Annotated in this window: 18 protein-coding genes; 16 read left to right on the top strand and 2 right to left on the bottom strand. The window is 65.3% G+C overall.

Annotated elements, in window-relative coordinates:
- Window positions 1–181: 181 nt before the first annotated feature.
- The 5 genes from carA (at window position 182) to GEM_RS10740 (ending at window position 6,408) form a co-directional block, all read left to right on the top strand.
- Complete coding sequence (carA, locus tag GEM_RS10760; protein WP_014897434.1) at window positions 182–1,327, top strand: glutamine-hydrolyzing carbamoyl-phosphate synthase small subunit; 1,146 nt, start codon at window positions 182–184, stop codon at window positions 1,325–1,327.
- Window positions 1,328–1,364: 37 nt separating this feature from the next.
- Complete coding sequence (leuE, locus tag GEM_RS10755) at window positions 1,365–2,036, top strand: leucine efflux protein LeuE (RefSeq protein WP_014897433.1); 672 nt, start codon at window positions 1,365–1,367, stop codon at window positions 2,034–2,036.
- Window positions 2,037–2,085: 49 nt separating this feature from the next.
- Window positions 2,086–5,340 carry a carbamoyl-phosphate synthase large subunit gene (gene carB / locus GEM_RS10750; protein WP_014897432.1) on the top strand — a complete coding sequence of 1,085 codons (3,255 nt, stop codon included), beginning with the start codon at window positions 2,086–2,088 and terminating at the stop codon, window positions 5,338–5,340.
- A 118-nt stretch (window positions 5,341–5,458) separates the two neighbouring features.
- Complete coding sequence (gene greA / locus GEM_RS10745) at window positions 5,459–5,935, top strand: transcription elongation factor GreA (RefSeq protein ID WP_014897431.1); 477 nt, start codon at window positions 5,459–5,461, stop codon at window positions 5,933–5,935.
- A gap of 14 nt (window positions 5,936–5,949) precedes the next feature.
- The gene (locus GEM_RS10740) at window positions 5,950–6,408 is read left to right on the top strand and encodes a DUF4149 domain-containing protein (RefSeq protein ID WP_014897430.1); all 459 of its coding nucleotides are present in this window, start codon (window positions 5,950–5,952) and stop codon (window positions 6,406–6,408) included.
- A 49-nt stretch (window positions 6,409–6,457) separates the two neighbouring features.
- Here the strand turns inward: GEM_RS10740 and GEM_RS10735 are convergent, their stop codons facing one another.
- Window positions 6,458–6,985 carry a YhbY family RNA-binding protein gene (locus GEM_RS10735; protein WP_014897429.1) on the bottom strand — a complete coding sequence of 176 codons (528 nt, stop codon included), beginning with the start codon at window positions 6,983–6,985 and terminating at the stop codon, window positions 6,458–6,460.
- 193 nt (window positions 6,986–7,178) lie between these two features.
- Here GEM_RS10735 and GEM_RS10730 point away from each other — a divergent pair, with 193 nt between their 5' ends.
- From GEM_RS10730 to phoR, 11 genes are all read left to right on the top strand, one after another.
- Window positions 7,179–7,841, top strand: coding sequence for an RlmE family RNA methyltransferase (locus tag GEM_RS10730; protein WP_014897428.1), 663 nt, complete (start codon window positions 7,179–7,181; stop codon window positions 7,839–7,841).
- 166 nt (window positions 7,842–8,007) lie between these two features.
- A complete protein-coding gene (gene ftsH, locus GEM_RS10725) occupies window positions 8,008–9,903 on the top strand; it encodes an ATP-dependent zinc metalloprotease FtsH (protein ID WP_014897427.1) in 1,896 nt (631 codons plus the stop codon).
- Between the two features lie 28 nt (window positions 9,904–9,931).
- Window positions 9,932–10,873: a dihydropteroate synthase gene (gene folP, locus GEM_RS10720; RefSeq protein ID WP_014897426.1), complete on the top strand. Its 942-nt coding sequence runs from the start codon at window positions 9,932–9,934 to the stop codon at window positions 10,871–10,873.
- Between the two features lie 35 nt (window positions 10,874–10,908).
- Window positions 10,909–12,264 (top strand): phosphoglucosamine mutase, encoded by a 1,356-nt coding sequence (gene glmM / locus GEM_RS10715; protein ID WP_014897425.1) that lies wholly within the window; start codon window positions 10,909–10,911, stop codon window positions 12,262–12,264.
- Window positions 12,265–12,699: 435 nt separating this feature from the next.
- The gene (gene pstS / locus GEM_RS10710; RefSeq protein ID WP_014897424.1) at window positions 12,700–13,734 is read left to right on the top strand and encodes a phosphate ABC transporter substrate-binding protein PstS; all 1,035 of its coding nucleotides are present in this window, start codon (window positions 12,700–12,702) and stop codon (window positions 13,732–13,734) included.
- Window positions 13,735–13,828: 94 nt separating this feature from the next.
- On the top strand, window positions 13,829–14,815 hold the full coding sequence (gene pstC, locus GEM_RS10705) for a phosphate ABC transporter permease PstC (protein ID WP_014897423.1): 987 nt from the start codon (window positions 13,829–13,831) through the stop codon (window positions 14,813–14,815).
- On the top strand, window positions 14,812–15,705 hold the full coding sequence (pstA, locus tag GEM_RS10700; RefSeq protein WP_014897422.1) for a phosphate ABC transporter permease PstA: 894 nt from the start codon (window positions 14,812–14,814) through the stop codon (window positions 15,703–15,705). Before pstC ends, pstA begins: the two co-directional genes overlap by 4 nt.
- A 15-nt stretch (window positions 15,706–15,720) precedes the next feature.
- Complete coding sequence (gene pstB, locus GEM_RS10695; protein WP_014897421.1) at window positions 15,721–16,569, top strand: phosphate ABC transporter ATP-binding protein PstB; 849 nt, start codon at window positions 15,721–15,723, stop codon at window positions 16,567–16,569.
- A gap of 18 nt (window positions 16,570–16,587) precedes the next feature.
- The gene (gene phoU / locus GEM_RS10690) at window positions 16,588–17,292 is read left to right on the top strand and encodes a phosphate signaling complex protein PhoU (protein ID WP_014897420.1); all 705 of its coding nucleotides are present in this window, start codon (window positions 16,588–16,590) and stop codon (window positions 17,290–17,292) included.
- Between the two features lie 33 nt (window positions 17,293–17,325).
- Entirely contained in the window at window positions 17,326–18,027 is a 702-nt protein-coding gene (gene phoB / locus GEM_RS10685; RefSeq protein ID WP_006750313.1) for a phosphate regulon transcriptional regulator PhoB, read from the top strand.
- Window positions 18,028–18,084: 57 nt separating this feature from the next.
- Window positions 18,085–19,404 carry a phosphate regulon sensor histidine kinase PhoR gene (gene phoR / locus GEM_RS10680; protein WP_014897419.1) on the top strand — a complete coding sequence of 440 codons (1,320 nt, stop codon included), beginning with the start codon at window positions 18,085–18,087 and terminating at the stop codon, window positions 19,402–19,404.
- 114 nt (window positions 19,405–19,518) lie between these two features.
- Here the strand turns inward: phoR and ppk1 are convergent, their stop codons facing one another.
- Entirely contained in the window at window positions 19,519–21,582 is a 2,064-nt protein-coding gene (gene ppk1, locus GEM_RS10675) for a polyphosphate kinase 1 (RefSeq protein ID WP_014897418.1), read from the bottom strand.
- Between the last annotated feature and the right edge of the window lie 74 nt (window positions 21,583–21,656).

Here is a 21,656-nt window from a genome sequence, read left to right as displayed (position 1 = left end):
CCGTTCATCCGCCGCACGCCGCCTGTCGGGCGCTGCCGCGAAGCCTCGTGCGCCACGCGCCGGGTTCGCGTCTCGACAACGCAGGTCGCGTCCAGCTAGCGATTCCGCGCGCCTACGCAGCGCGGCGCTCGCGCGGCAGGGTAAACAGGTCGGCAGCAGGGTGTTCCCCAAGGAGCCTCCCGTGTTGCCGTCTTTTTCTCCCGCCTTGCTTGCACTCGCCGACGGCACGGTCTTTCGTGGTTATTCGATCGGGGCCGAAGGCCATACGATCGGCGAAGTCGTGTTCAACACCGCGATCACCGGCTATCAGGAAATCCTGACTGACCCGAGCTACGCGCGTCAGATCGTCACGCTTACCTACCCGCATATCGGCAACGTCGGCGTGAACGCCGAAGACGTCGAAGCCACGAAAGTCCATGCCGCCGGCCTGATCATCCGTGATCTGCCGACGCTCGCATCGAACTTCCGCATGGACCGCACGCTCGGCGATTACCTGCGCGACGAAGGCATCGTCGCGATCGCCGGCATCGATACCCGCAAGCTGACCCGTATCCTGCGCGACAAGGGCGCGCAGAGCGGCTGCATCCTGGCCGGCTCGGACGACGAGGCGAAGGCGATCGAGCTCGCGCGCTCGTTCCCGGGCCTCGCGGGCATGGATCTCGCGAAAGTCGTGTCGACCACCAAGCCGTTCGAGTGGAAGCAGACCGAATGGCGCCTCGAAAGCGGCTACGGGATGCAGGAAGCACCGAAGTATCGCGTCGTCGCGTACGACTTCGGCGTCAAGTACAACATCCTGCGCATGCTCGCGGAGCGCGGCTGCCACGTGACGGTGCTGCCGGCCGAGGCGAGCGCGGAAGATGCGCTCGCGCTGAATCCGGACGGCATCTTCCTGTCGAACGGCCCCGGCGACCCGGAACCGTGCGACTACGCTATCGCGGCCACCAAGGAATTCATCGAACGCGGCGTGCCGACCTTCGGCATCTGCCTCGGTCACCAGATCATGGGTCTCGCGGTCGGCGCGAAGACGCTGAAGATGAAGACGGGCCACCACGGCGCGAACCACCCGGTGAAGGATCTCGGCGACGGTCGCGTGGTGATCACGTCGCAGAACCACGGCTTCGCGGTCGACGCGGATTCGCTGCCGGCCAACGCGCGCGTGACGCACGTGTCGCTGTTCGACGGCACGCTGCAGGGCTTCGAGCTGACCGACAAGCCGGCCTTCTGCTTCCAGGGCCACCCGGAAGCGTCGCCCGGCCCGCACGACATCGGCTATCTGTTCGACCGCTTCACCGCATTGATGGACGCGGCGAAGCAGCGCAACGCCTGACGCAACTGACGCAACCGAAGGACGGGAGATTCACATCATGTTCGGCCACGCACTCGGCATCACGGATATCTGGACCTACGTGTTCGGCGTGATCTTCATCATCCTGCTGCCGGGGCCGAACTCGATGTACGTGCTGTCGCTCGCGGCGCAGCGCGGCGTGAAGGCCGGCTATCGCGCGGCCTGCGGCGTGTTCGTCGGCGATACGGTGCTGATGGTGCTGTCCGCCGCGGGCGTCGCGTCGCTGCTGAAGGCGAACCCGCTGCTGTTCTCCGTCGTCAAGTACGGCGGCGCCGCGTACCTGCTCTACATCGGCACCGGCATGCTGCGCAGCGCGTGGCAGAAGCTGCGTGCGCCGGCGAATGCGCCGGTCGAGGCAGCGCCCGCGGTGGATGGCGAGCGGTCTTTCGACAAGCCGTTCCGCAAGGCGCTGATCGTGAGCCTCCTGAATCCGAAGGCGATCCTGTTCTTCATCTCGTTCTTCATCCAGTTCGTCGACCCGGCATTTCCGCATCCCGCGCTGTCGTTCGTCGTGCTCGGGGCGATCGCGCAAGGCGCGAGCTTCCTGTACCTGAGCACGCTGATCTTCGCGGGAGCACGGCTCGCCGAGCATTTCCGCCGTCGCCGCAAGCTCGCGGCGGGCGCGGCGAGCAGCGTGGGTGGCCTGTTCATCGGTTTCTCGGTGAAGCTCGCGCTCGCCACCATGAGCTGAGCGCAGCCGGCCGACCCACGACAACGATTACTTACTGAATTCACAAGCCATGCCAAAACGCACAGACATCAAAAGCATCCTCATCATCGGCGCCGGCCCGATCATCATCGGCCAGGCTTGCGAGTTCGACTATTCGGGCGCGCAGGCTTGCAAGGCGCTGCGTGAAGAGGGCTACAAGGTCGTCCTCGTCAACAGCAACCCGGCGACGATCATGACCGACCCGAACACGGCCGACGTCACCTACATCGAGCCGATCACCTGGGAAGTCGTCGCGCGCATCATCGAGAAGGAGCGCCCGGACGCGATCCTGCCGACGATGGGCGGCCAGACCGCGCTGAACTGCGCGCTCGACCTGCACCACCACGGCGTGCTCGAGAAGTTCGGCGTCGAACTGATCGGCGCGTCGCCGGAAGCGATCGACAAGGCGGAAGACCGCCAGAAGTTCAAGGAAGCGATGACCAAGATCGGTCTCGGTTCCGCGAAGTCGGGCATCGCGCACTCGATGGAAGAAGCGACCCAGGTGCACGCCGAAATCATGGCCGGCACCGGCGGCAGCGGCTACCCGGTCGTGATCCGTCCGTCGTTCACGCTCGGCGGCTCGGGTGGCGGCATCGCGTACAACCGCGAAGAATTCGAAGAGATCTGCAAGCGCGGTCTCGACCTGTCGCCCACGCGCGAGCTGCTGATCGAAGAGTCGCTGCTCGGCTGGAAGGAATACGAGATGGAAGTCGTGCGCGACCGCGCCGACAACTGCATCATCGTGTGCTCGATCGAAAACCTCGACCCGATGGGCGTGCACACCGGCGACTCGATCACGGTCGCGCCGGCGCAGACGCTCACCGACAAGGAATACCAGATCCTGCGTAACGCATCGCTCGCGGTGCTGCGCGAGATCGGCGTCGACACCGGCGGCTCGAACGTGCAGTTCTCGATCAACCCGAAGGACGGCCGCATGGTCGTGATCGAGATGAACCCGCGCGTGTCGCGTTCGTCGGCGCTCGCGTCGAAGGCGACCGGCTTCCCGATCGCGAAGGTCGCGGCGAAGCTGGCGGTCGGCTACACGCTCGACGAGTTGAAGAACGAAATCACCGGCGGCCAGACGCCGGCATCGTTCGAGCCGACGATCGACTACGTCGTCACGAAGATCCCGCGTTTCGCGTTCGAGAAATTCCGCGAAGCCGATTCGCGCCTGACGACGCAGATGAAGTCGGTCGGCGAAGTGATGGCGATCGGCCGTACGTTCCAGGAATCGTTCCAGAAGGCGCTGCGCGGCCTCGAAGTGGGCGTCGACGGTCTCGACGAAAAGTCGACCGACCGCGACGAGATCGCGATCGAGATCCACGAGCCGGGCCCGGACCGCATCTGGTACGTCGGCGATGCGTTCCGCATCGGCATGACGGCCGAAGAGATCTTCGCGGAGACCGCGATCGACCCGTGGTTCCTCGAGCAGATCGAACAGATCATCCTGAAGGAAAAGGCGCTGTCGGGCCGCACGCTCGCGTCGCTGTCGTTCGACGAACTGCGCTACGTGAAGCAGAGCGGCTTCTCCGACCGCCGCCTGGCGAAGCTGCTCGGCGCGACGCCGGAAGACGTGCGCAAGCGCCGCGTCGAGCTGAACGTGCGCCCGGTCTACAAGCGCGTCGACACCTGCGCGGCCGAGTTCGCGACGAAGACGGCATACATGTACTCGACCTACGAGGAAGAGTGCGAGGCGCAGCCGACCACCAACAAGAAGATCATGGTGCTGGGCGGCGGGCCGAACCGGATCGGCCAGGGTATCGAGTTCGACTACTGCTGCGTGCACGCGGCCCTCGCGATGCGCGAGGACGGTTACGAAACGATCATGGTCAACTGCAACCCGGAAACGGTGTCGACCGACTATGACACGTCCGACCGCCTGTACTTCGAGCCGCTGACGCTCGAGGACGTGCTCGAGATCGTCGACAAGGAAAAGCCGGTCGGCGTGATCGTCCAGTACGGCGGCCAGACGCCGCTGAAGCTCGCGCTCGACCTCGAGGCGCACGGCGTGCCGATCGTCGGCACGTCGCCGGACATGATCGACGCGGCCGAAGACCGCGAACGCTTCCAGAAGCTGCTGCAGGACCTCGGCCTGCGCCAGCCGCCGAACCGCACCGCGCGCGCCGAAGACGAAGCGCTCGCGCTGGCGGCCGAAATCGGCTATCCGCTCGTCGTGCGTCCGTCGTACGTGCTGGGTGGCCGCGCGATGGAAATCGTCCACGAGCCGCGCGACCTCGAGCGCTACATGCGCGAGGCCGTGAAGGTGTCGAACGATTCGCCGGTGCTGCTCGACCGCTTCCTGAACGACGCGATCGAATGCGACGTCGACTGCATCTGCGATGGCGACGCCGTGTTCATCGGCGGCGTGATGGAGCACATCGAGCAGGCGGGCGTCCACTCGGGCGACTCGGCATGCTCGCTGCCGCCGTACTCGCTGTCGAAGGAAACCGTCGCCGAGCTGAAGCGCCAGACGGGCGCGATGGCAAAGGCGCTGAACGTGGTCGGCCTGATGAACGTGCAGTTCGCGATCCAGCAGGTGCCGCAGGCGGACGGTTCGAAGCAGGACATCATCTACGTGCTCGAAGTGAACCCGCGCGCGTCGCGCACGGTGCCGTACGTGTCGAAGGCGACCAGCCTGCCGCTCGCGAAGATCGCGGCGCGTGCGATGGTCGGCCAGAAGCTCGCGCAGCAGGGCGTGACGAAGGAAGTCGAGCCGCCGTACTTCAGCGTGAAGGAAGCGGTGTTCCCGTTCGTCAAGTTCCCGACCGTCGATCCGGTCCTCGGGCCTGAAATGCGCTCGACCGGCGAAGTGATGGGCGTCGGCCAGACGTTCGGCGAAGCGCTGTTCAAGTCGCAGCTCGCGGCCGGTTCGCGCCTGCCGGAGTCGGGCACGGTGCTGCTGACCGTGATGGACGCGGACAAGCCGAAGGCCGTCGAAGTCGCGCGCATGCTGCACGACCTCGGCTACCCGATCGTCGCGACCAAGGGCACGGCTGCCGCGATCGAAGCGGCCGGCGTGCCGGTGAAGGTCGTCAACAAGGTAAAGGACGGCCGTCCGCACATCGTCGACATGATCAAGAACGGCGAGATCGCACTCGTGTTCACGACGGTCGACGAGACGCGCCAGGCGATCGCCGATTCGCGTTCGATCCGCATGAGCGCGCAGGCGCACAAGGTTACGTACTACACGACGATGTCGGGCGCGCGCGCGGCCGTCGAAGGCTTGCGCTACCTGAAGGATCTGGAAGTCTATGATTTACAAGGTCTTCACGCTCGCCTAAACTAAGCAGTCAGTTACCTGTCGAAGCAACACGTGCCGCGGTTAAGCGGTGTTTCCGGTTCGCCGGAAACGCGCTTAATCGCGGTGATTTTTTTTATAGCCGTTTTTAGCGATTGAGCCGTTTATGAGCACCATTCCGTTGACAAAGCGTGGCGCAGGGCAACTGCGCGATGAATTGCAGCGCCTCAAGTCCGTCGAGCGGCCGGCCGTGATCAACGCGATCGCGGAGGCCCGCGCACAGGGCGATCTGTCCGAAAACGCCGAATACGACGCCGCGAAGGAAAAGCAGGGCTTCATCGAGGGTCGCATCGCGGAACTCGAATCGAAGCTGTCCGCCGCGCAGGTCATCGATCCGACGGTGCTCGACGCCGACGGTCGCGTGGTGTTTGCCGCGACGGTCGAACTCGAGGATCTCGAGTCGGGCGACACCGTCAAGTATCAGATCGTCGGTGACGACGAAGCCGATATCGATCACGGCCTGATCTCGGTCAGCTCGCCGATCGCACGTGCGCTGATCGGCAAGTCCGAAGGCGACGTCGCAGCCGTGCAGGCACCGAGCGGCGTGCGCGAATACGAAATCATCTCGGTCAGCTACATCTGAAGCGGGGCGACGTGATGCCGCATCGGGTGTTCCGTCTGCTGTCGGCCGTGTGGGTCGGCAGCTTGCTGACGATCGGGTATGCGGTCGCGCCCGTGCTGTTCAAGATGCTGGAGCGGATGACGGCCGGTTCGGTCGCCGCCCAGCTGTTTCGCATCGAGGCGATCCTCGGTGTCGTGTGCGGCGTGCTGCTGCTCGCGTTGTCGAACCAGCAGGTACGACGTGGCAGCGGCGACTATCGTCGCGTGCGCTGGATCGTCGCGGCGATGGTCGCGTGCGTGCTGGTCGGGTATTTTGCGCTGCAGCCGTTCATGAACGCGCTGCGGGTGGCCGCGATGGATGCGGGCACCGATATCGCGAACTCGCCGTATGCGAGCCGCTTCGGGATGCTGCACGGTGTCTCGAGCCTGTTCTATCTCGTCGAGAGCGTGCTGGGGCTGATGCTGATCTGGCGTCTGCCGGCGCGCGACGCCTGAGCGCCGCGCGGGCAGGGCGGCACGGGATGCCCCGTGCCGCGCAGCAGGATTACTTGTCCTGGTGCGGCCGCTTCGTGCTGGCCTGACGCTTTTTCGCACGCTTCACCGTGCCGCCTGCCGTCACGCGCTCGTTGCCGCGGACCGTGACTTTCACCGGCCTCGGACGGCGCACGGGGCTCGCGTTCGGCGACACCTTGACGACCTTGACGGTGCGCGGCGCACGGCCTTTCTTGTCGTCGATGGCTTCGGCCGCGCTCGGCAGCGTGCCGGCACGACGGCCACGGGCCGGGGCCGCTGCGGCAGCCTCGGGCTTCCAGATCACCAGCAGCTTGCCGATGTGCTGGATCGGCGCCGCGCTCAGGCGGTCGCAGATCTCGTCGTAAATGGCGACGCGCTCGTCGCGCTCGTCGCCGAACACGCGAATCTTGATCAGCTGGTGCGCGGCGAGGTGCACCTTGATTTCCTTCAGCACGGCGTCGGTCAGCCCTTCGGCGCCGATCAGCACGACGGGCTTGAGCGCATGGGCCTGGGAGCGCAGCGCGGAGCGCTCGGCGGGGGAAAGCGAAAGGGCGGGCATGGAAATGTCGAAATCTAAATAGGGGCGCGCTGCGTCAGAAGCGAATCGCGGGAAGTTACCGCGTCAGCCGCGCGCCGAAACCACGTAAAATCGCGGCATGGGCCCGGAAGGGGCCGCAGCCGCGCGAAGAAGACGCGTATTATCCGCCAAAAGCACGGCTTCACGAAGCAAATAGCAGCAATCTCTCTCTCGAATGGCAAAAAACCGCTTTAACCAGCACTGGCTGCACGACCACATCAACGACCCGTACGTCAAAATGGCGCAGCGGGAGGGCTATCGCGCGCGTGCCGCGTACAAACTGAAGGAAATCGACGAGCAGGACAAGCTGATCCGTCCGGGCCAGGTGATCGTCGACCTCGGCGCGACGCCGGGCAGCTGGAGCCAGTATGCCCGCAACAAGCTCGCGCAGGGCAAGAAGCGCGACGCGGAGCGCGAGGGCGGCATCGACGGCACGATCGTTGCGCTCGACATCCTGCCGATGGAGCCGATCGCCGACGTCCATTTCCTCCAGGGCGACTTCCGCGAGGACACCGTCCTCCACCAGCTCGAAGAAGTGCTCGAAGGTCGCTCGGTGGACCTTGTTATTTCCGACATGGCCCCCAACCTTTCCGGCGTGGCCTCGGCGGACGCGGCGCGCATCGAGCATCTGTGCGATCTGGCGCTCGAATTCGCGCAGAACCATCTGAAGCCGGACGGTGCGCTGCTCGTGAAGTGTTTTCACGGCAGCGGCTACAGCCAGATCGTCGAGAAATTCAAACAGCAGTTTAAGACCGTCGCGCCGCGCAAGCCGAAGGCGTCCCGCGACAAATCGTCCGAAACGTTCATTTTGGGTCGGCATCTGAAGCATCCGCGGTGACGCGGAGCGGGATACCGCAAACGGGCTCCGGCCCTTGCCAGACAAGCGAAGCGCTATCGCGGCGGTTGTCAATGCTTATGGCGAGGGTGGTCGGACTGGATTAGAATGACCGAGGAGCGCCGCAAGGAAAATGTAGGCGCTCGTCTACGAGTGAAGGAGTGGTGCTTTGAACAACAATATGTTTTCGAAGGCAGCAGTGTGGCTAGTGATCGCACTGGTGCTGTTTACGGTGTTCAAGCAGTTCGACAAGCCCCGCGTCCAGGAAGGTGTGTCCTATTCGCAGTTCATGGACGACGCCAAGAACGGCAAGGTCAAGACTGTCATCGTGCAGGGGCGCAACCTCACCGTCACTCCGGCTGATGGCCAGAAATACCAGATCGTGTCGCCCGGCGACATCTGGATGGTCGGCGATCTGATGAAGTACGGCGTGCAGGTCAGCGGCAAGGCCGACGACGAGCCGAACGCGCTGATGTCCGCGCTGTACTACCTCGGGCCGACGATCCTGATCATCGTGTTCTGGTTCTACATGATGAGGCAGATGCAGGGGGGCGGCAAAGGCGGCGCATTCTCGTTCGGGAAATCGCGCGCGCGGCTGATCGACGAGAACAACAACGCGGTGAACTTCTCCGACGTCGCGGGCTGCGACGAAGCGAAGGAAGAAGTGTCCGAGCTCGTCGACTTCCTGCGCGACCCGCAGAAATTCCAGAAGCTGGGCGGTCGCATTCCGCGCGGCGTGCTGCTCGTCGGCCCCCCGGGTACCGGCAAGACGCTGCTGGCCCGCGCGATCGCGGGTGAAGCGAAGGTGCCGTTCTTCAGCATCTCGGGTTCGGACTTCGTCGAAATGTTCGTCGGTGTCGGTGCGGCCCGTGTGCGCGACATGTTCGAGCAGGCGAAGAAGCATGCACCGTGCATCGTGTTCATCGACGAAATCGACGCGGTCGGTCGTCATCGCGGCGCCGGCATGGGCGGCGGCAACGACGAGCGCGAGCAGACGCTGAACCAGATGCTGGTCGAGATGGACGGCTTCGAGGCGAACTCGGGCGTGATCGTGATTGCCGCGACCAACCGTTCCGACGTGCTCGACAAGGCGCTGCTGCGTCCGGGCCGTTTCGACCGCCAGGTCTATGTCGGCCTGCCGGACATCCGTGGCCGCGAGCAGATCATGCGCGTGCACCTGCGCAAGGTGCCGATCGCGAACGACGTCGACGCAGCGGTCATCGCGCGCGGCACGCCGGGCTTCTCGGGTGCGGATCTCGCGAACCTCGTGAACGAAGCGGCGCTGTTTGCTGCACGCCGCGGCAAGCGCATCGTCGAGATGCAGGATTTCGAGGACGCGAAGGACAAGATCTTCATGGGTCCGGAGCGCAAGTCGGCCGTGATTCGCGAGGAAGCGAAGCGCGCGACGGCTTACCACGAGTCGGGCCACGCGGTGATCGCGAAGCTGCTGCCGAAGGCCGATCCGGTGCACAAGGTCACGATCATCCCGCGCGGTCGCGCGCTGGGTGTCACGTGGCAGCTGCCGGAGCATGACAACGAGACGTACTCGAAGGACTACCTGCTCGACCGCCTGGCGATCCTGTTCGGCGGCCGCGTGGCCGAGGAGCTGTTCCTGAACCTGATCAGCACCGGCGCATCGGACGACTTCAACAAAGCGACGCAGACGGCGCGCGCGATGGTGGCCCGCTTCGGCATGACCGACGCGCTCGGACCGATGGTCTACGTCGACGACGAGAGCGACAACGGTCCGTTCGGCCGCGGCTTCACGCGCACGATCTCGGAAGCGACGCAGCAGAAGGTCGACGGCGAAATCCGCCGCGTGCTCGACGAACAGTACGGCCTTGCGCGCCGCCTGCTCGAAGAGAACCGCGACAAGGTCGAGGCGATGACGGCCGCGCTGATGGAGTGGGAGACGATCGACGCCGATCAGATCAACGACATCATGGAAGGGCGCCCGCCGCGCTCGCCGAAGAGCTCGCCGGCGGTCGGCGGCGATTCGTCGGGTGGCGGTACGGCCGCCGAAGTAAAGCCGGGCAACGCACCGGCGCCTGCTTCGCCGGCATAACCTCCGCTGTAGCACCGTTCACGGGCTGGTGTGGCTTCACACCGGCCCGTTTTGCTTTCATCAACGCCTCCTGCCCGTGTCCGATTCCGCTGTTTCCGCGTTCATTCCCGCGCCGCTCCAGTGCGGCCGCTTCTCGCTGACGTTCGACCGCCCGCTCGTGATGGGCATCCTCAACGCCACCCCCGATTCGTTTTCTGACGGCGGCCGTTTCCTCGCGCGCGACGATGCGCTGCGCCAGGCCGAGCGGATGATCGCCGACGGTGTCGACCTGATCGACATCGGCGGCGAGTCGACGCGCCCAGGCGCGCCGCCCGTGCCGCTCGACGAGGAGCTCGCGCGCGTGATTCCGCTCGTCGAGGCGCTGCGGCCGCTGAACGTGCCGCTGTCGATCGACACCTACAAGCCGGCCGTGATGCGCGCGGCGCTCGCAGCGGGCGCGGACCTGATCAACGACATCTGGGGGTTCCGCCAGCCGGGCGCGATCGACGCGGTGCGCGAAGGCAACAGCGGGCTGTGCGCGATGCACATGCTCGGCGAGCCGCAGACGATGCAGGTCGGTGAGCCCGACTACGGCGACGTCGTGACCGACGTGCGCGACTTTCTCGCCGCACGCGCGCAGGCGCTGCGCGACGCGGGCATCGCGCCGGAACGGATCTGCGTCGATCCGGGGTTCGGGTTCGGCAAGGCGGTGGTCGACGACAATTACGCGCTGCTGGCCGCGTTGCCGGACACGGCGCCCGCGCGGCCCGACGGGCGCGCGTATCCGATTCTCGCGGGGATGTCGCGCAAGTCGATGCTCGGCGCGGTGATCGGCGGCAAGCCGCCGATGGAACGCGTCGCGGCGAGCGTGGCCGCCGCGTTGTGTGCGGTTGCGCGGGGTGCCGCGATCGTGCGCGTGCACGACGTCGCGGCGACGGTCGATGCGCTGAAGGTCTGGAACGCCGTGCGCGAAGCCGCGCGGCAACGATAAGTCAGAATTCGGAAAGACGAAGGAGGAAGGTTCACATGGGGCGTCGATATTTCGGCACGGACGGCATTCGCGGTACGGTGGGCGATGCGCCCATCACGCCTGATTTCGTGTTGCGTCTCGGCTACGCAGCCGGCAAGGTACTGGCCGGCACGTCCGACGTCGCGGCCGGCGCGCGTCCGACGGTGCTGATCGGCAAGGACACGCGCGTGTCGGGCTACATGCTCGAGGCCGCGCTCGAAGCCGGCTTCTCGGCCGCCGGCGTCGACGTGATGCTGGCCGGCCCGATGCCGACGCCGGGCGTCGCATACCTGACGCGCGCGCTGCGCCTGTCGGCCGGCGTCGTGATCAGCGCGTCGCACAACCCGTATCACGACAACGGCATCAAGTTCTTCTCCGCGGACGGCAACAAGCTGCCCGACGATACCGAAGCCGCGATCGAAGCGTGGCTCGACAAGCCGCTCGAATGCGCACCGTCGGACGGGCTGGGCAAGGCCCGCCGCCTCGACGACGCGGCCGGCCGCTACATCGAGTTCTGCAAGAGCACGTTCCCGGCCGCATACGACCTGCGCGGGCTGAAGCTCGTGATCGACTGCGCGCACGGCGCCGCGTACCAGATCGCGCCGCACGTGTTCCATGAACTCGGCGCGGACGTGATCCCGATCGGCGTCGCGCCGAACGGCTTCAACATCAACGACGGCGTCGGCGCGACGGCGCCCGACGCGCTGGTGCGCGCGGTGCGCGCGAACCACGCGGATCTCGGCATCGCGCTCGACGGCGATGCGGACCGCCTGCAGGTCGTCGATTCGACGGGCCGGCTGTTCAATGGCGACGAACTGCTCTACGTGCTCGTGAAGGACCGGATCGCCACCGACGGCAAGGTCGACGGCGCGGTCGGCACGCTGATGACGAACCTCGCGGTCGAGGTTGCGTTGCAGCGCGAGGGCGTGGAGTTCGTGCGCGCGGCGGTCGGCGACCGCTACGTGCTCGAACAGTTGCGCGAGCGCGGCTGGCAGCTCGGCGCGGAAGGCTCGGGCCACATCCTGTCGCTCGACCGGCATTCGACCGGCGACGGCATCGTGTCGGCGCTGCTCGTGCTGGCCGCGCTCAAGCGCAGCGGCCGCACGCTCGCGCAGATGCTCGACGGCGTCACGCTGTTCCCGCAGAAGCTGATCAACGTGCGGATGAAGCCGGGCGCCGACTGGAAGGGCAGCGCATCGATTCGCGCGGCGATCGACGCGGCCGAAAGCGCGCTTGCCGGCCGCGGCCGCGTGCTGATTCGCGCGTCGGGCACCGAGCCGGTCCTGCGGGTGATGGTCGAGGCGCAGCACGCGGCCGACGCGACCCGCCATGCGGAGGCGATCGCCGACGCGGTGCGCGTGGCGACGAGCTGAGCCGAAGCAGCGACGGCGCGCGCCGGCGCTCCGGTGAATCGACATGCGGCGCCTGCGGGCGCCGCAATTCTTCATACGCAAAGGTTTGCGCTATTGACGGAAGGTGCCTGCGACACGCATTTCGTCTGACCAGGAAAACCTCCCGCCCCTGAATCGTGGCAGCCAATTGCAAGGGGCTTTGCGGCCGGTGCCGGCTGCGATACGATCCGCTCGCAGCCCGCGTCGGCGCGGGCCTCCACCATCCCTGCCGGGCCGGCAATTCTTGCCGCCATCCCCGGCGCGCCGCGCCTCCGCGGCGGTCCGCCGGACGCGCGCTACTCCCTTTCAACCAGTCATGTTACTGTCACGCCAGTTTCATCGATTGTCACATTAACGTCATGAGGAGCCCCTAACCTTCGCGGTGCCGTAGTCATCCGCTCACACACTGGAGGTCTCATGAAATTGATGCAAACCGCGATTGCCGGCCTGGCTGGCGCGCTTTTCGCCGTCGCCGCTCAAGCTGCCGACATCACGGGCGCAGGCAGCACGTTTGCGATGCCGATCTATACGAAATGGGCCGCTGACTATCAGCAGTCCGGCGGCGCGAAGGTGAACTACCAAGGTATCGGCTCGTCGGGCGGCCTGAAGCAGATCAATGCAAAGACGGTCGATTTTGCCGGCTCGGACGCTCCGCTGAAGGATGAAGAGCTCGCGAAGGAAGGCCTGTTCCAGTTCCCGACGGTGGTCGGCGGCGTGGTGCCGGTCGTCAACGTGCCGGGCGTGAAGGCCGGTGAACTGACGCTGTCGGGCCCGGTGCTCGGCGACATCTACCTCGGCAAGATCAAGAAGTGGAACGACCCGGCGATCGCCGCGCTGAACCCGAAGGTCAAGCTGCCGGATACGGACATCGCGGTCGTGCGCCGCGCTGACGGTTCGGGCACCAGCTTCATCTGGACGAACTACCTGTCGAAGGTCAACGACGAGTGGAAGTCGAAGATCGGCGAAGGCACGACGGTCAACTGGCCGACGGGCACGGGCGGCAAGGGCAACGACGGCGTCGCAGCCTTCGTGCAGCGCCTGCCGGGCGCGATCGGCTACGTCGAGTGGGCGTACGCGAAGAAGAACAACATGGTCTACACCGCGCTGAAGAACTCGACGGGCACGGTGGTCGAGCCGAAGACGGAAACGTTCAAGGCCGCTGCCGCGGGCGCGAACTGGTCGAAGTCGTTCTACCAGATCCTGACGAACCAGCCGGGCAAGGAAGCATGGCCGGTCGTCGGCGCGACGTTCGTGCTGCTGCACGCGAAGCAGGACAAGCCGGAGCAGGGCGTCGAAACGCTGAAGTTCTTCAGCTGGGCGTTCAAGAACGGCGAGAAGGCAGCCGACAGCCTCGACTACATCTCGCTGCCGCCGGCGGTCGAGACGGAAATCCGCAAGCAGTGGAAGACGAAGGTGACGGACGCATCGGGCAAGCCGGTCGCCGCCGAGTAAGTATTGCAGCGGTTCGCTGCCCGGCCGTGCCGGTCGGGCAGTGTGTGCGGTAAGGCCGGGCGTCACGGCGCCCGGCGATCCAGAACAGGCGCCCATGTCTGATATTTCCTACACGTCCTCCCGACCCGCCGACGCCGCGCAGCAGCGCGCGCCGAGCCGCCTCGGAGACGTTCTGTTCGGCGGCCTCGCACGGCTTGCCGCGATCGTGACCCTGCTGCTGCTGGGCGGGATCATCGTTTCCCTGATCATTGCGTCGATGCCGACTATCCAGAAGTTCGGCCTCGGCTTCCTGTTGCAATCCGAGTGGGATCCCAACTCGGATGTCTACGGCGCACTCGTGCCGATCTACGGCACGATCGTGACGTCGATCATCGCACTCGCCATCGCGGTGCCCGTCAGCTTCGGCATCGCGCTGTTCCTGACCGAGCTGTCGCCCGTGTGGCTGCGCCGTCCGCTCGGCATCGCGATCGAGCTGCTCGCCGCGATTCCGTCGATCGTGTACGGCATGTGGGGGCTGCTCGTGTTCGCCCCGATCTTCGCCGAATATTTCCAGAAGCCGATCGGCCACCTGTTCGCGAACGTATGGGTGCTCGGCCCGCTGACGGCCGGCCCGCCCATCGGCATCGGTATTCTCGCGGCCGGCGTGATCCTCGCGATCATGATCATCCCGTACATCGCGTCGGTGATGCGCGACGTGTTCGAAGTCACGCCCGTGCTGCTGAAGGAATCGGCCTACGGGATCGGCTGCACGACGTGGGAAGTGATGTGGAAGGTCGTGCTGCCCTATACGAAGACCGGCGTGATCGGCGGCGTGATGCTCGGCCTCGGCCGCGCGCTCGGCGAGACGATGGCCGTGACGTTCGTGATCGGCAACACGAACCTGCTCGACAGCGTGTCGCTGTTCGCGCCGGGCAACAGCATCACGTCGGCGCTCGCGAACGAATTCGCGGAAGCGCAACCGGGCCTGCATACGTCCGCGCTGATGGAACTGGGCCTGATCCTGTTCGTGATCACGTTCATCGTGCTGTCCATCTCCAAACTGCTGCTGCTTCGTCTCGAGAAGGGAGAGGGCAAGAAATGAGCGAGCCCATCATGAATTTCCCGGGGCCGAACGGCGCCGTCCTCGAGGCCATGCGCAACCGGCTGCAGCGCAAGCGCAAGGTCACCAACGCGATCGCGCTCACCGCGGCGCTCGGTGCGATGGCATTCGGCCTGCTGTGGCTCGTGTGGATTCTCTACACGACGGTGCATCTCGGCATCGGCGGCCTGTCGCTGCAGCTGTTCACCGAATCGACGCCGGCACCGAACACGGAAGGCGGCGGTCTGGCGAACGCGATCGTCGGCAGCTTGCTGTTGTGCGGCTTCGGTACGCTGGTCGGCACGCCGATCGGCATCCTCGCAGGCGTCTATCTCGCCGAATACGGCCAGAAGAACCTGCTGGCGAGCACGATTCGCTTCATCAACGACATCCTGCTGTCGGCGCCGTCGATCGTCATCGGCCTGTTCGTGTACGCGATCGTCGTCGCGAAGTCGGGGCGCTTCTCGGGCTGGGCCGGCGTGATCGCGCTCGCCCTGCTGCAGATTCCGATCGTGATCCGCACGACCGAGAACATGCTGAAGCTCGTGCCGAATGCGCTGCGTGAAGCGGCCTTCGCCCTCGGCACGCCGAAGTGGCGGATGGTGCTGAAGATCACGCTGCGTGCGTCGGTCGGCGGGATCGTGACGGGCGTGCTGCTCGCGGTCGCTCGGATTGCCGGCGAAACGGCGCCGCTGCTGTTCACGGCACTGTCGAACCAGTTCTTCTCGTGGGACATGAGCCAGCCGATGGCGAACCTGCCCGTCACGATCTACAAGTTCGCGATGAGCCCGTTCGCGGAATGGCAATCGCTCGCATGGGCAGGCGTGTTCCTGATTACGCTCGGGGTGCTCGGACTCAACATCCTGGCGCGCTCGATCTTCTCGAAAAAGTAACGGCGGAGCAATCCGATGAATATGGCAGAAAGCCACCTGAATCCCGTCGAGCGCACCGCTGCGCCCGCCGGCACGCACGATGCGGCACATGGCCGTCCGCTGGCGCCGCTGAACGCGAAGATCGAGGTCAACAACCTCAACTTCTTCTACAACAAGTTCCACGCGCTGAAGAACATCAACCTGCGCATTCCCGAAGGGAAGGTGACGGCGTTCATCGGCCCGTCGGGTTGCGGCAAGTCGACGCTGCTGCGCACGTTCAACAAGATGTTCGCGCTCTATCCGGAGCAGCGCGCCGAAGGCGAAATCCTGATGGACGGCGAGAACCTGCTGACGACGAAGCGCGACATCTCGCTGCTGCGCGCACGAATCGGCATGGTGTTCCAGAAGCCGACCCCGTTCCCGATGTCGATCTACGACAACATCGCGTTCGGCGTGAAGATGTTCGAGAAGCTCACGCGCTCCGAAATGGACGACCGCGTCGAATGGGCGCTGACCAAGGCGGCGCTTTGGACCGAAGTGAAGGACAAGCTGAACCAGAGCGGCTACGGGCTGTCCGGCGGCCAGCAGCAGCGTCTGTGCATCGCGCGCGGCATCGCGATCCGACCGGAAGTGCTGCTGCTCGACGAACCGTGCTCGGCGCTCGACCCGATCTCGACGGGGCGCATCGAAGAACTGATCGCCGAGCTGAAAAGCGACTACACGGTCGTGATCGTCACGCACAACATGCAGCAGGCCGCGCGCTGCTCGGACTTCACGGCCTACATGTACCTGGGCGAGCTGATCGAATTCGGCGAAACCGAAAAGATCTTCATCAAGCCGGTGCGCAAGGAAACGGAAGACTACATCACCGGCCGTTTCGGCTGATGACGGAGAATCACAACCATGTCGGATAAACATCTGTCGAGCCAGTTCGACGCGGACCTGAATGCCGTGTCGTCGAAAGTGCTGGAAATGGGCGGGCTCGTCGAGTCGCAGATCGTGGGCGCGATGCACGCGCTCAACGAATTCGACCGCGATGCGGCCGAGAAGGTGATCGCGGCCGAGGAAACGCTGAACGCGATGGAAGTCGACATCGACCAGGAATGCGGCAACATCATCGCGCGGAGGCAGCCTGCCGCGCGTGACCTGCGTCTTCTGATGTCGATCTCGAAAACGATTACGAACCTCGAGCGCGCCGGCGACGAGGCCGAGAAGATCGCGAAGCGCGTGCGTCGCCTGGTCGACGAACCGGCCGCGCGTACGGTGAACATCGCCGAGATCAAGGTGTCGGGCGAGATGGCCGTGACGATCCTGCGCCGCGCGCTCGACGCGTTCGCGCGCCTCGATACGGTGGCCGCCGCGCAGATCGTCAAGGACGACAAGGAAATCGACCTGGAATTCCGCGCGTTCGTGCGCAAGCTCGTGTCGTACATGCAGGAAGATCCGCGCACGATCTCGGTCGGCCTCGAATACCTGTTCATCGCGAAGGCGATCGAACGGATCGGTGACCATGCGAAGAACATCGCCGAGTTCATCATCTACATCGTGAAGGGCACCGACGTGCGGCACCAGCCGCGCGACACGCTCGACCGCGAAGCCAACAGTTAACGCCACCACGTACAGGAAAAAACAGAGGTGCCGATGCCCAGCAACATTCTCGTCGTTGAAGATGAGCCAGCGATTTCCGAACTGATCTCGGTGAATCTCCAGCATGCCGGCCACTGCCCGATCCGGGCGTACAACGCGGAGCAGGCACAGAACCTGATCAGCGATGTGCTGCCCGATCTCGTGCTGCTCGACTGGATGCTGCCGGGCAAGTCCGGCATCGCGTTCGCGCGCGACCTGCGCAACAACGAACGGACCAAGCATATCCCGATCATCATGTTGACCGCGCGCGGCGACGAGCAGGACAAGGTGCTCGGCCTCGAGATCGGCGCGGACGACTACGTGACGAAGCCGTTCTCGCCGAAGGAACTGATGGCGCGGATCAAGGCCGTGCTGCGCCGCCGCGCGCCGCAGCTGACCGAGGACGTCGTGTCGATCAACGGGCTGCGTCTCGATCCGGCCACGCATCGGGTCGCCGCACACGGCGACGGCAGCGAGATCAAGCTCGATCTCGGTCCGACCGAATTCCGCCTGCTGCATTTCTTCATGACGCATCCGGAACGCGTGCACAGCCGCACGCAACTGCTCGACCAGGTGTGGGGCGATCACGTGTTCGTCGAGGAGCGCACCGTCGACGTGCACATCAAACGATTGCGCGCGGCCTTGAAACCGGCCGGCTGCGATGCGATGATCGAGACCGTGCGCGGCAGCGGCTACCGGCTCGCGAAGCACGCGTAACGTATCCGGACATGCCGTGTGCCACGGCATGCCGTTCCTTCTTTCGGGCGCTGAATCATGAACATCATCTGGGCGCGCTTTCTCGTGTCGCTCGTGTTGCTCGTGCTGCTCAGCGTATTGGTCGGCGTGTTCGCCGGCCCGATCGCGGGCTTGGGGTTCGCGGTCGTGATGCTGGTTGCGCAGGGCTTCTTCAGTACCTTCCATACGCAACGCCTGTGGCGTCTGCTCGATGCCCCCGTCTATGGCGAGGTGCCGAGCGCGCCGGGCATCTGGGGCGAAATCTACTACCGTCTGCACAAGCTCGCGAAGCAGTGGCATGCCCAGGTGCGTCAGGTCGAGCAGCAGCATTCGCGCTTCATCCAGGCAATCCAGGCGTCGCCGAACGGTGTGGCGATGCTCGACGATCATGACCAGATCGAGTGGTGCAACGCGATCGCCGAGGTGCATTTCGGCCTCGATGCAAAGCGCGACCTGCGCCAGCACATCACGAACCTGGTGCGTCATCCGGATTTCGTCCGCTATCTGAACGCGCAGCATTACGACGAAACGCTCGTGATGCACGGGATGGGCGACTCGCGGCAAAACGTGCTGGCCGTGCAGGTGTTTCCGTACGGCGAGAACCGCAAGCTGCTGCTCACGCAGGACATCACGGAGCTCGAGCGCACCGACGCGATGCGGCGCGACTTCGTCGCCAACGTGTCGCACGAGCTGAAGACGCCGCTCACCGTGCTGTCGGGCTTCCTCGAGACGATGCGCGAACTGCCGCTGAACGAGGAAGATCGCGCGCGCTATCTCGAGATGATGGAGCAGCAGGCGTCGCGGATGCGGCACATCGTCACCGACCTGCTGGTGCTCGCGAAGCTCGAGGGCGAGAGCAAGCCGCCGCTCGATCGCGCGATCGACATGCGCGCCGTGTTCGACCATCTGAAGGAGGACGCGCAGACGCTGTCGAACGGGCATCACGAGATCGCGTTCTCGATCGACGAGACGCTCGGCGTCACGGGCGCGCAGACCGAGGTGTTCAGCGCGTTCGCGAACCTCGTCACCAATGCGATCCGCTATACGCCGGACGGCGGCAAGATCGTCGTGTCGTGGCGGCGCGAGGGCGCGCAGGGCGTGTTCTCCGTCACCGACAGCGGCTTCGGCATTCCGGCCGCCGATCTGCCGCGGCTGACCGAGCGCTTCTACCGCGTCGACCGCAGCCGCTCGCGCGATACGGGCGGCACCGGGCTCGGGCTCGCGATCGTCAAGCACGTGCTGCAGCGGCACGACTCGCACCTGTACGTGCAGAGCGAGGAAGGACGCGGCAGCACGTTCACCGCGCGTTTCCCGGCAGCGCGGATCATCGCGATCCGGCCGGCCACGTTCGAGGCGTGAGCGCGTGACGCGGGTCGGGTGCCGCACTGCGGCGCTCCACCTGAAATAGAAAAGCACAGCCCGCGGGCTGTGCTTTTTTGTTTGTCGTGCGGCGCGAAACCGTCCGTCGTGTGTTTACGTACAGAACTTCGCGAGCAAGCCGAGCTGCGCGTTGCGGATCGTCTTGCCTGCGCGGCGCCGGCGGTAGTGGCCGTCGCTTTGCATTTGCCATGCCAACTGGTTGTCACCGAGGCAGACCGACAGCCCTTCGGCGATCACGCGGCGCTTCAGCTTGCGCTCGCGGATCGGGAACGCGACTTCGACGCGGCGGAACAGGTTGCGGTCCATCCAGTCGGCGCTCGACAGATAGACATCCTCGGCGCCGTCCGCGTGGAAATAGTAGATCCGGTGGTGTTCGAGGAAGCGGCCGACGATCGAGCGCACCGTGATGTTTTCCGACAGCCCCGGCACGCCCGGCTTCAGCGCGCACACGCCGCGCACGATCAGGTCGACCTTGACGCCGGCCTGCGACGCCTCGTACAGCGCGGCGATCACCGACGGCTCCAGGAGCGCGTTCATCTTCGCGACCACCCGCGCACGCTTGCCGGCGCGCGCATTGTCGATCTCCGCCTGGATCGATTCGATGATGCGCGGGTGCAGCGTGAACGGCGACTGCCACAGCTCGTGCAGCGTGAGTTCGCCGCCGATCCCGGTCAGTTGCTGGAACACGTGGTGGACGTCCTCGCAGATCTTCTGGTCGGCCGTCATCAGCCCGAAGTCGGTGTAGAGGCGGGCGGTGCGCGGGTGATAGTTGCCGGTGCCGAGGTGCACGTAGCGGCGCAGCGATGCCTTGCCGTCCTGCACGACGCGCCGCACGATCAGCATCATCTTCGCGTGGCACTTGTGGCCGACTACGCCATACACGACATGCGCGCCGACGGCTTCGAGCTGCGACGCCCAGTTGATGTTGGTTTCCTCGTCGAAGCGCGCGAGCAGTTCGACGACGACCGTCACTTCCTTGCCGTTGCGCGCGGCTTCCATCAGTGCGTCCATCAGCGGCGAATCGGTGCCGGTGCGGTAGATCGTCTGCTTGATCGCGACGACGCTCGGGTCCTTCGCGGCCTGCTGCAGCAGTTCGAGCACCGGCTGGAAGCTTTCGTACGGATGGTGCAGCAGGATGTCGCCGTCGTCGATCGCGTCGAACATCGTCGGCGCGCTCACGATCGCGGTCGGGATCGATGCGGCGAACGGCGTGAACTTCAGGTCGGGGCGGTCGACGAGATCGGGGATCTGCATCAGGCGCACGAGGTTCACGGAGCCGGCCACGCGATAGCAGTCCTTCTCGTCCAGCAGGCTTTCCTCGAGCAGGCGCCGCACGATGTGCTGCGGCGTGTCGGCCGACACTTCGAGCCGCACCGCGTTGCCGAGGTGACGCGCGGGCAGTTCGCCCTGCAGCGCGACGCGCAGGTTCGTGATTTCGTCCTCGTCGACGAACAGCTCGCTGTTGCGCGTGATGCGGAACTGGTTGCAGCTCTTGACGACGAGTTGCGGGAACAGTTCGCCGACGAAGCGCTGCATGAACGAGCTGAGCAGGACGAAGCCGTGCTCGAAGCCCGACAGCGCCTGCGGCATGCGCACGACGCGCGGCAGCGCGCGCGGCGCCTGCACGATGCCCATGACCGCCTGTCGGCCGAACGCGTCGCGGCCTTCGAGCTCGACGACGAAGTTCAGGCTCTTGTTCAGCACGCGCGGGAACGGGTGCGCGGGATCGAGGCCGATCGGCGTCAGCACCGGCAGCAGTTCATCGAGGAAGTAGCGGCGCGCCCAATCGAGCTGCTCGTCGTTCCACGTGTCGCTCGCGTGGAAGTAGATGCCTTCCTGTTCGAGCGCGGGCAGCACGGTCTCGTGCAGCATCGTGTACTGACGGTGCACGAGCCGCTGCGCGCGCTCGACGACGAGATCGCTGGCGTGCTGCAGCGACATGCCGTCGGGCGTCAGTGCGCCGGGGTTGTCGCGGATCTGTTCCTGAAGGCCGGCCATGCGGACTTCGAAGAATTCGTCGAGGTTGCTGCTCGTGATGCAGATGAAGCGCAGGCGCTCGAGCAACGGAACTTGCGGGTCGGCCGCCTGGGCCAGCACGCGCTCGTTGAAACCGAGGATGCCGAGTTCACGATTGAGAAGCGGATAACGGACGGACATCGGCAGAGTAGGGGGTGATTCGGGCGATGATTCGAAAGGACGCTCGGAAACTCTCACGGTACGATGACGTTCTG

The organism is Burkholderia cepacia GG4, from assembly GCF_000292915.1.
Taxonomy (GTDB): Bacteria; Pseudomonadota; Gammaproteobacteria; order Burkholderiales; family Burkholderiaceae; genus Burkholderia; species Burkholderia cepacia_D.
This window is presented reverse-complemented; position numbering and strand designations above follow the sequence as displayed.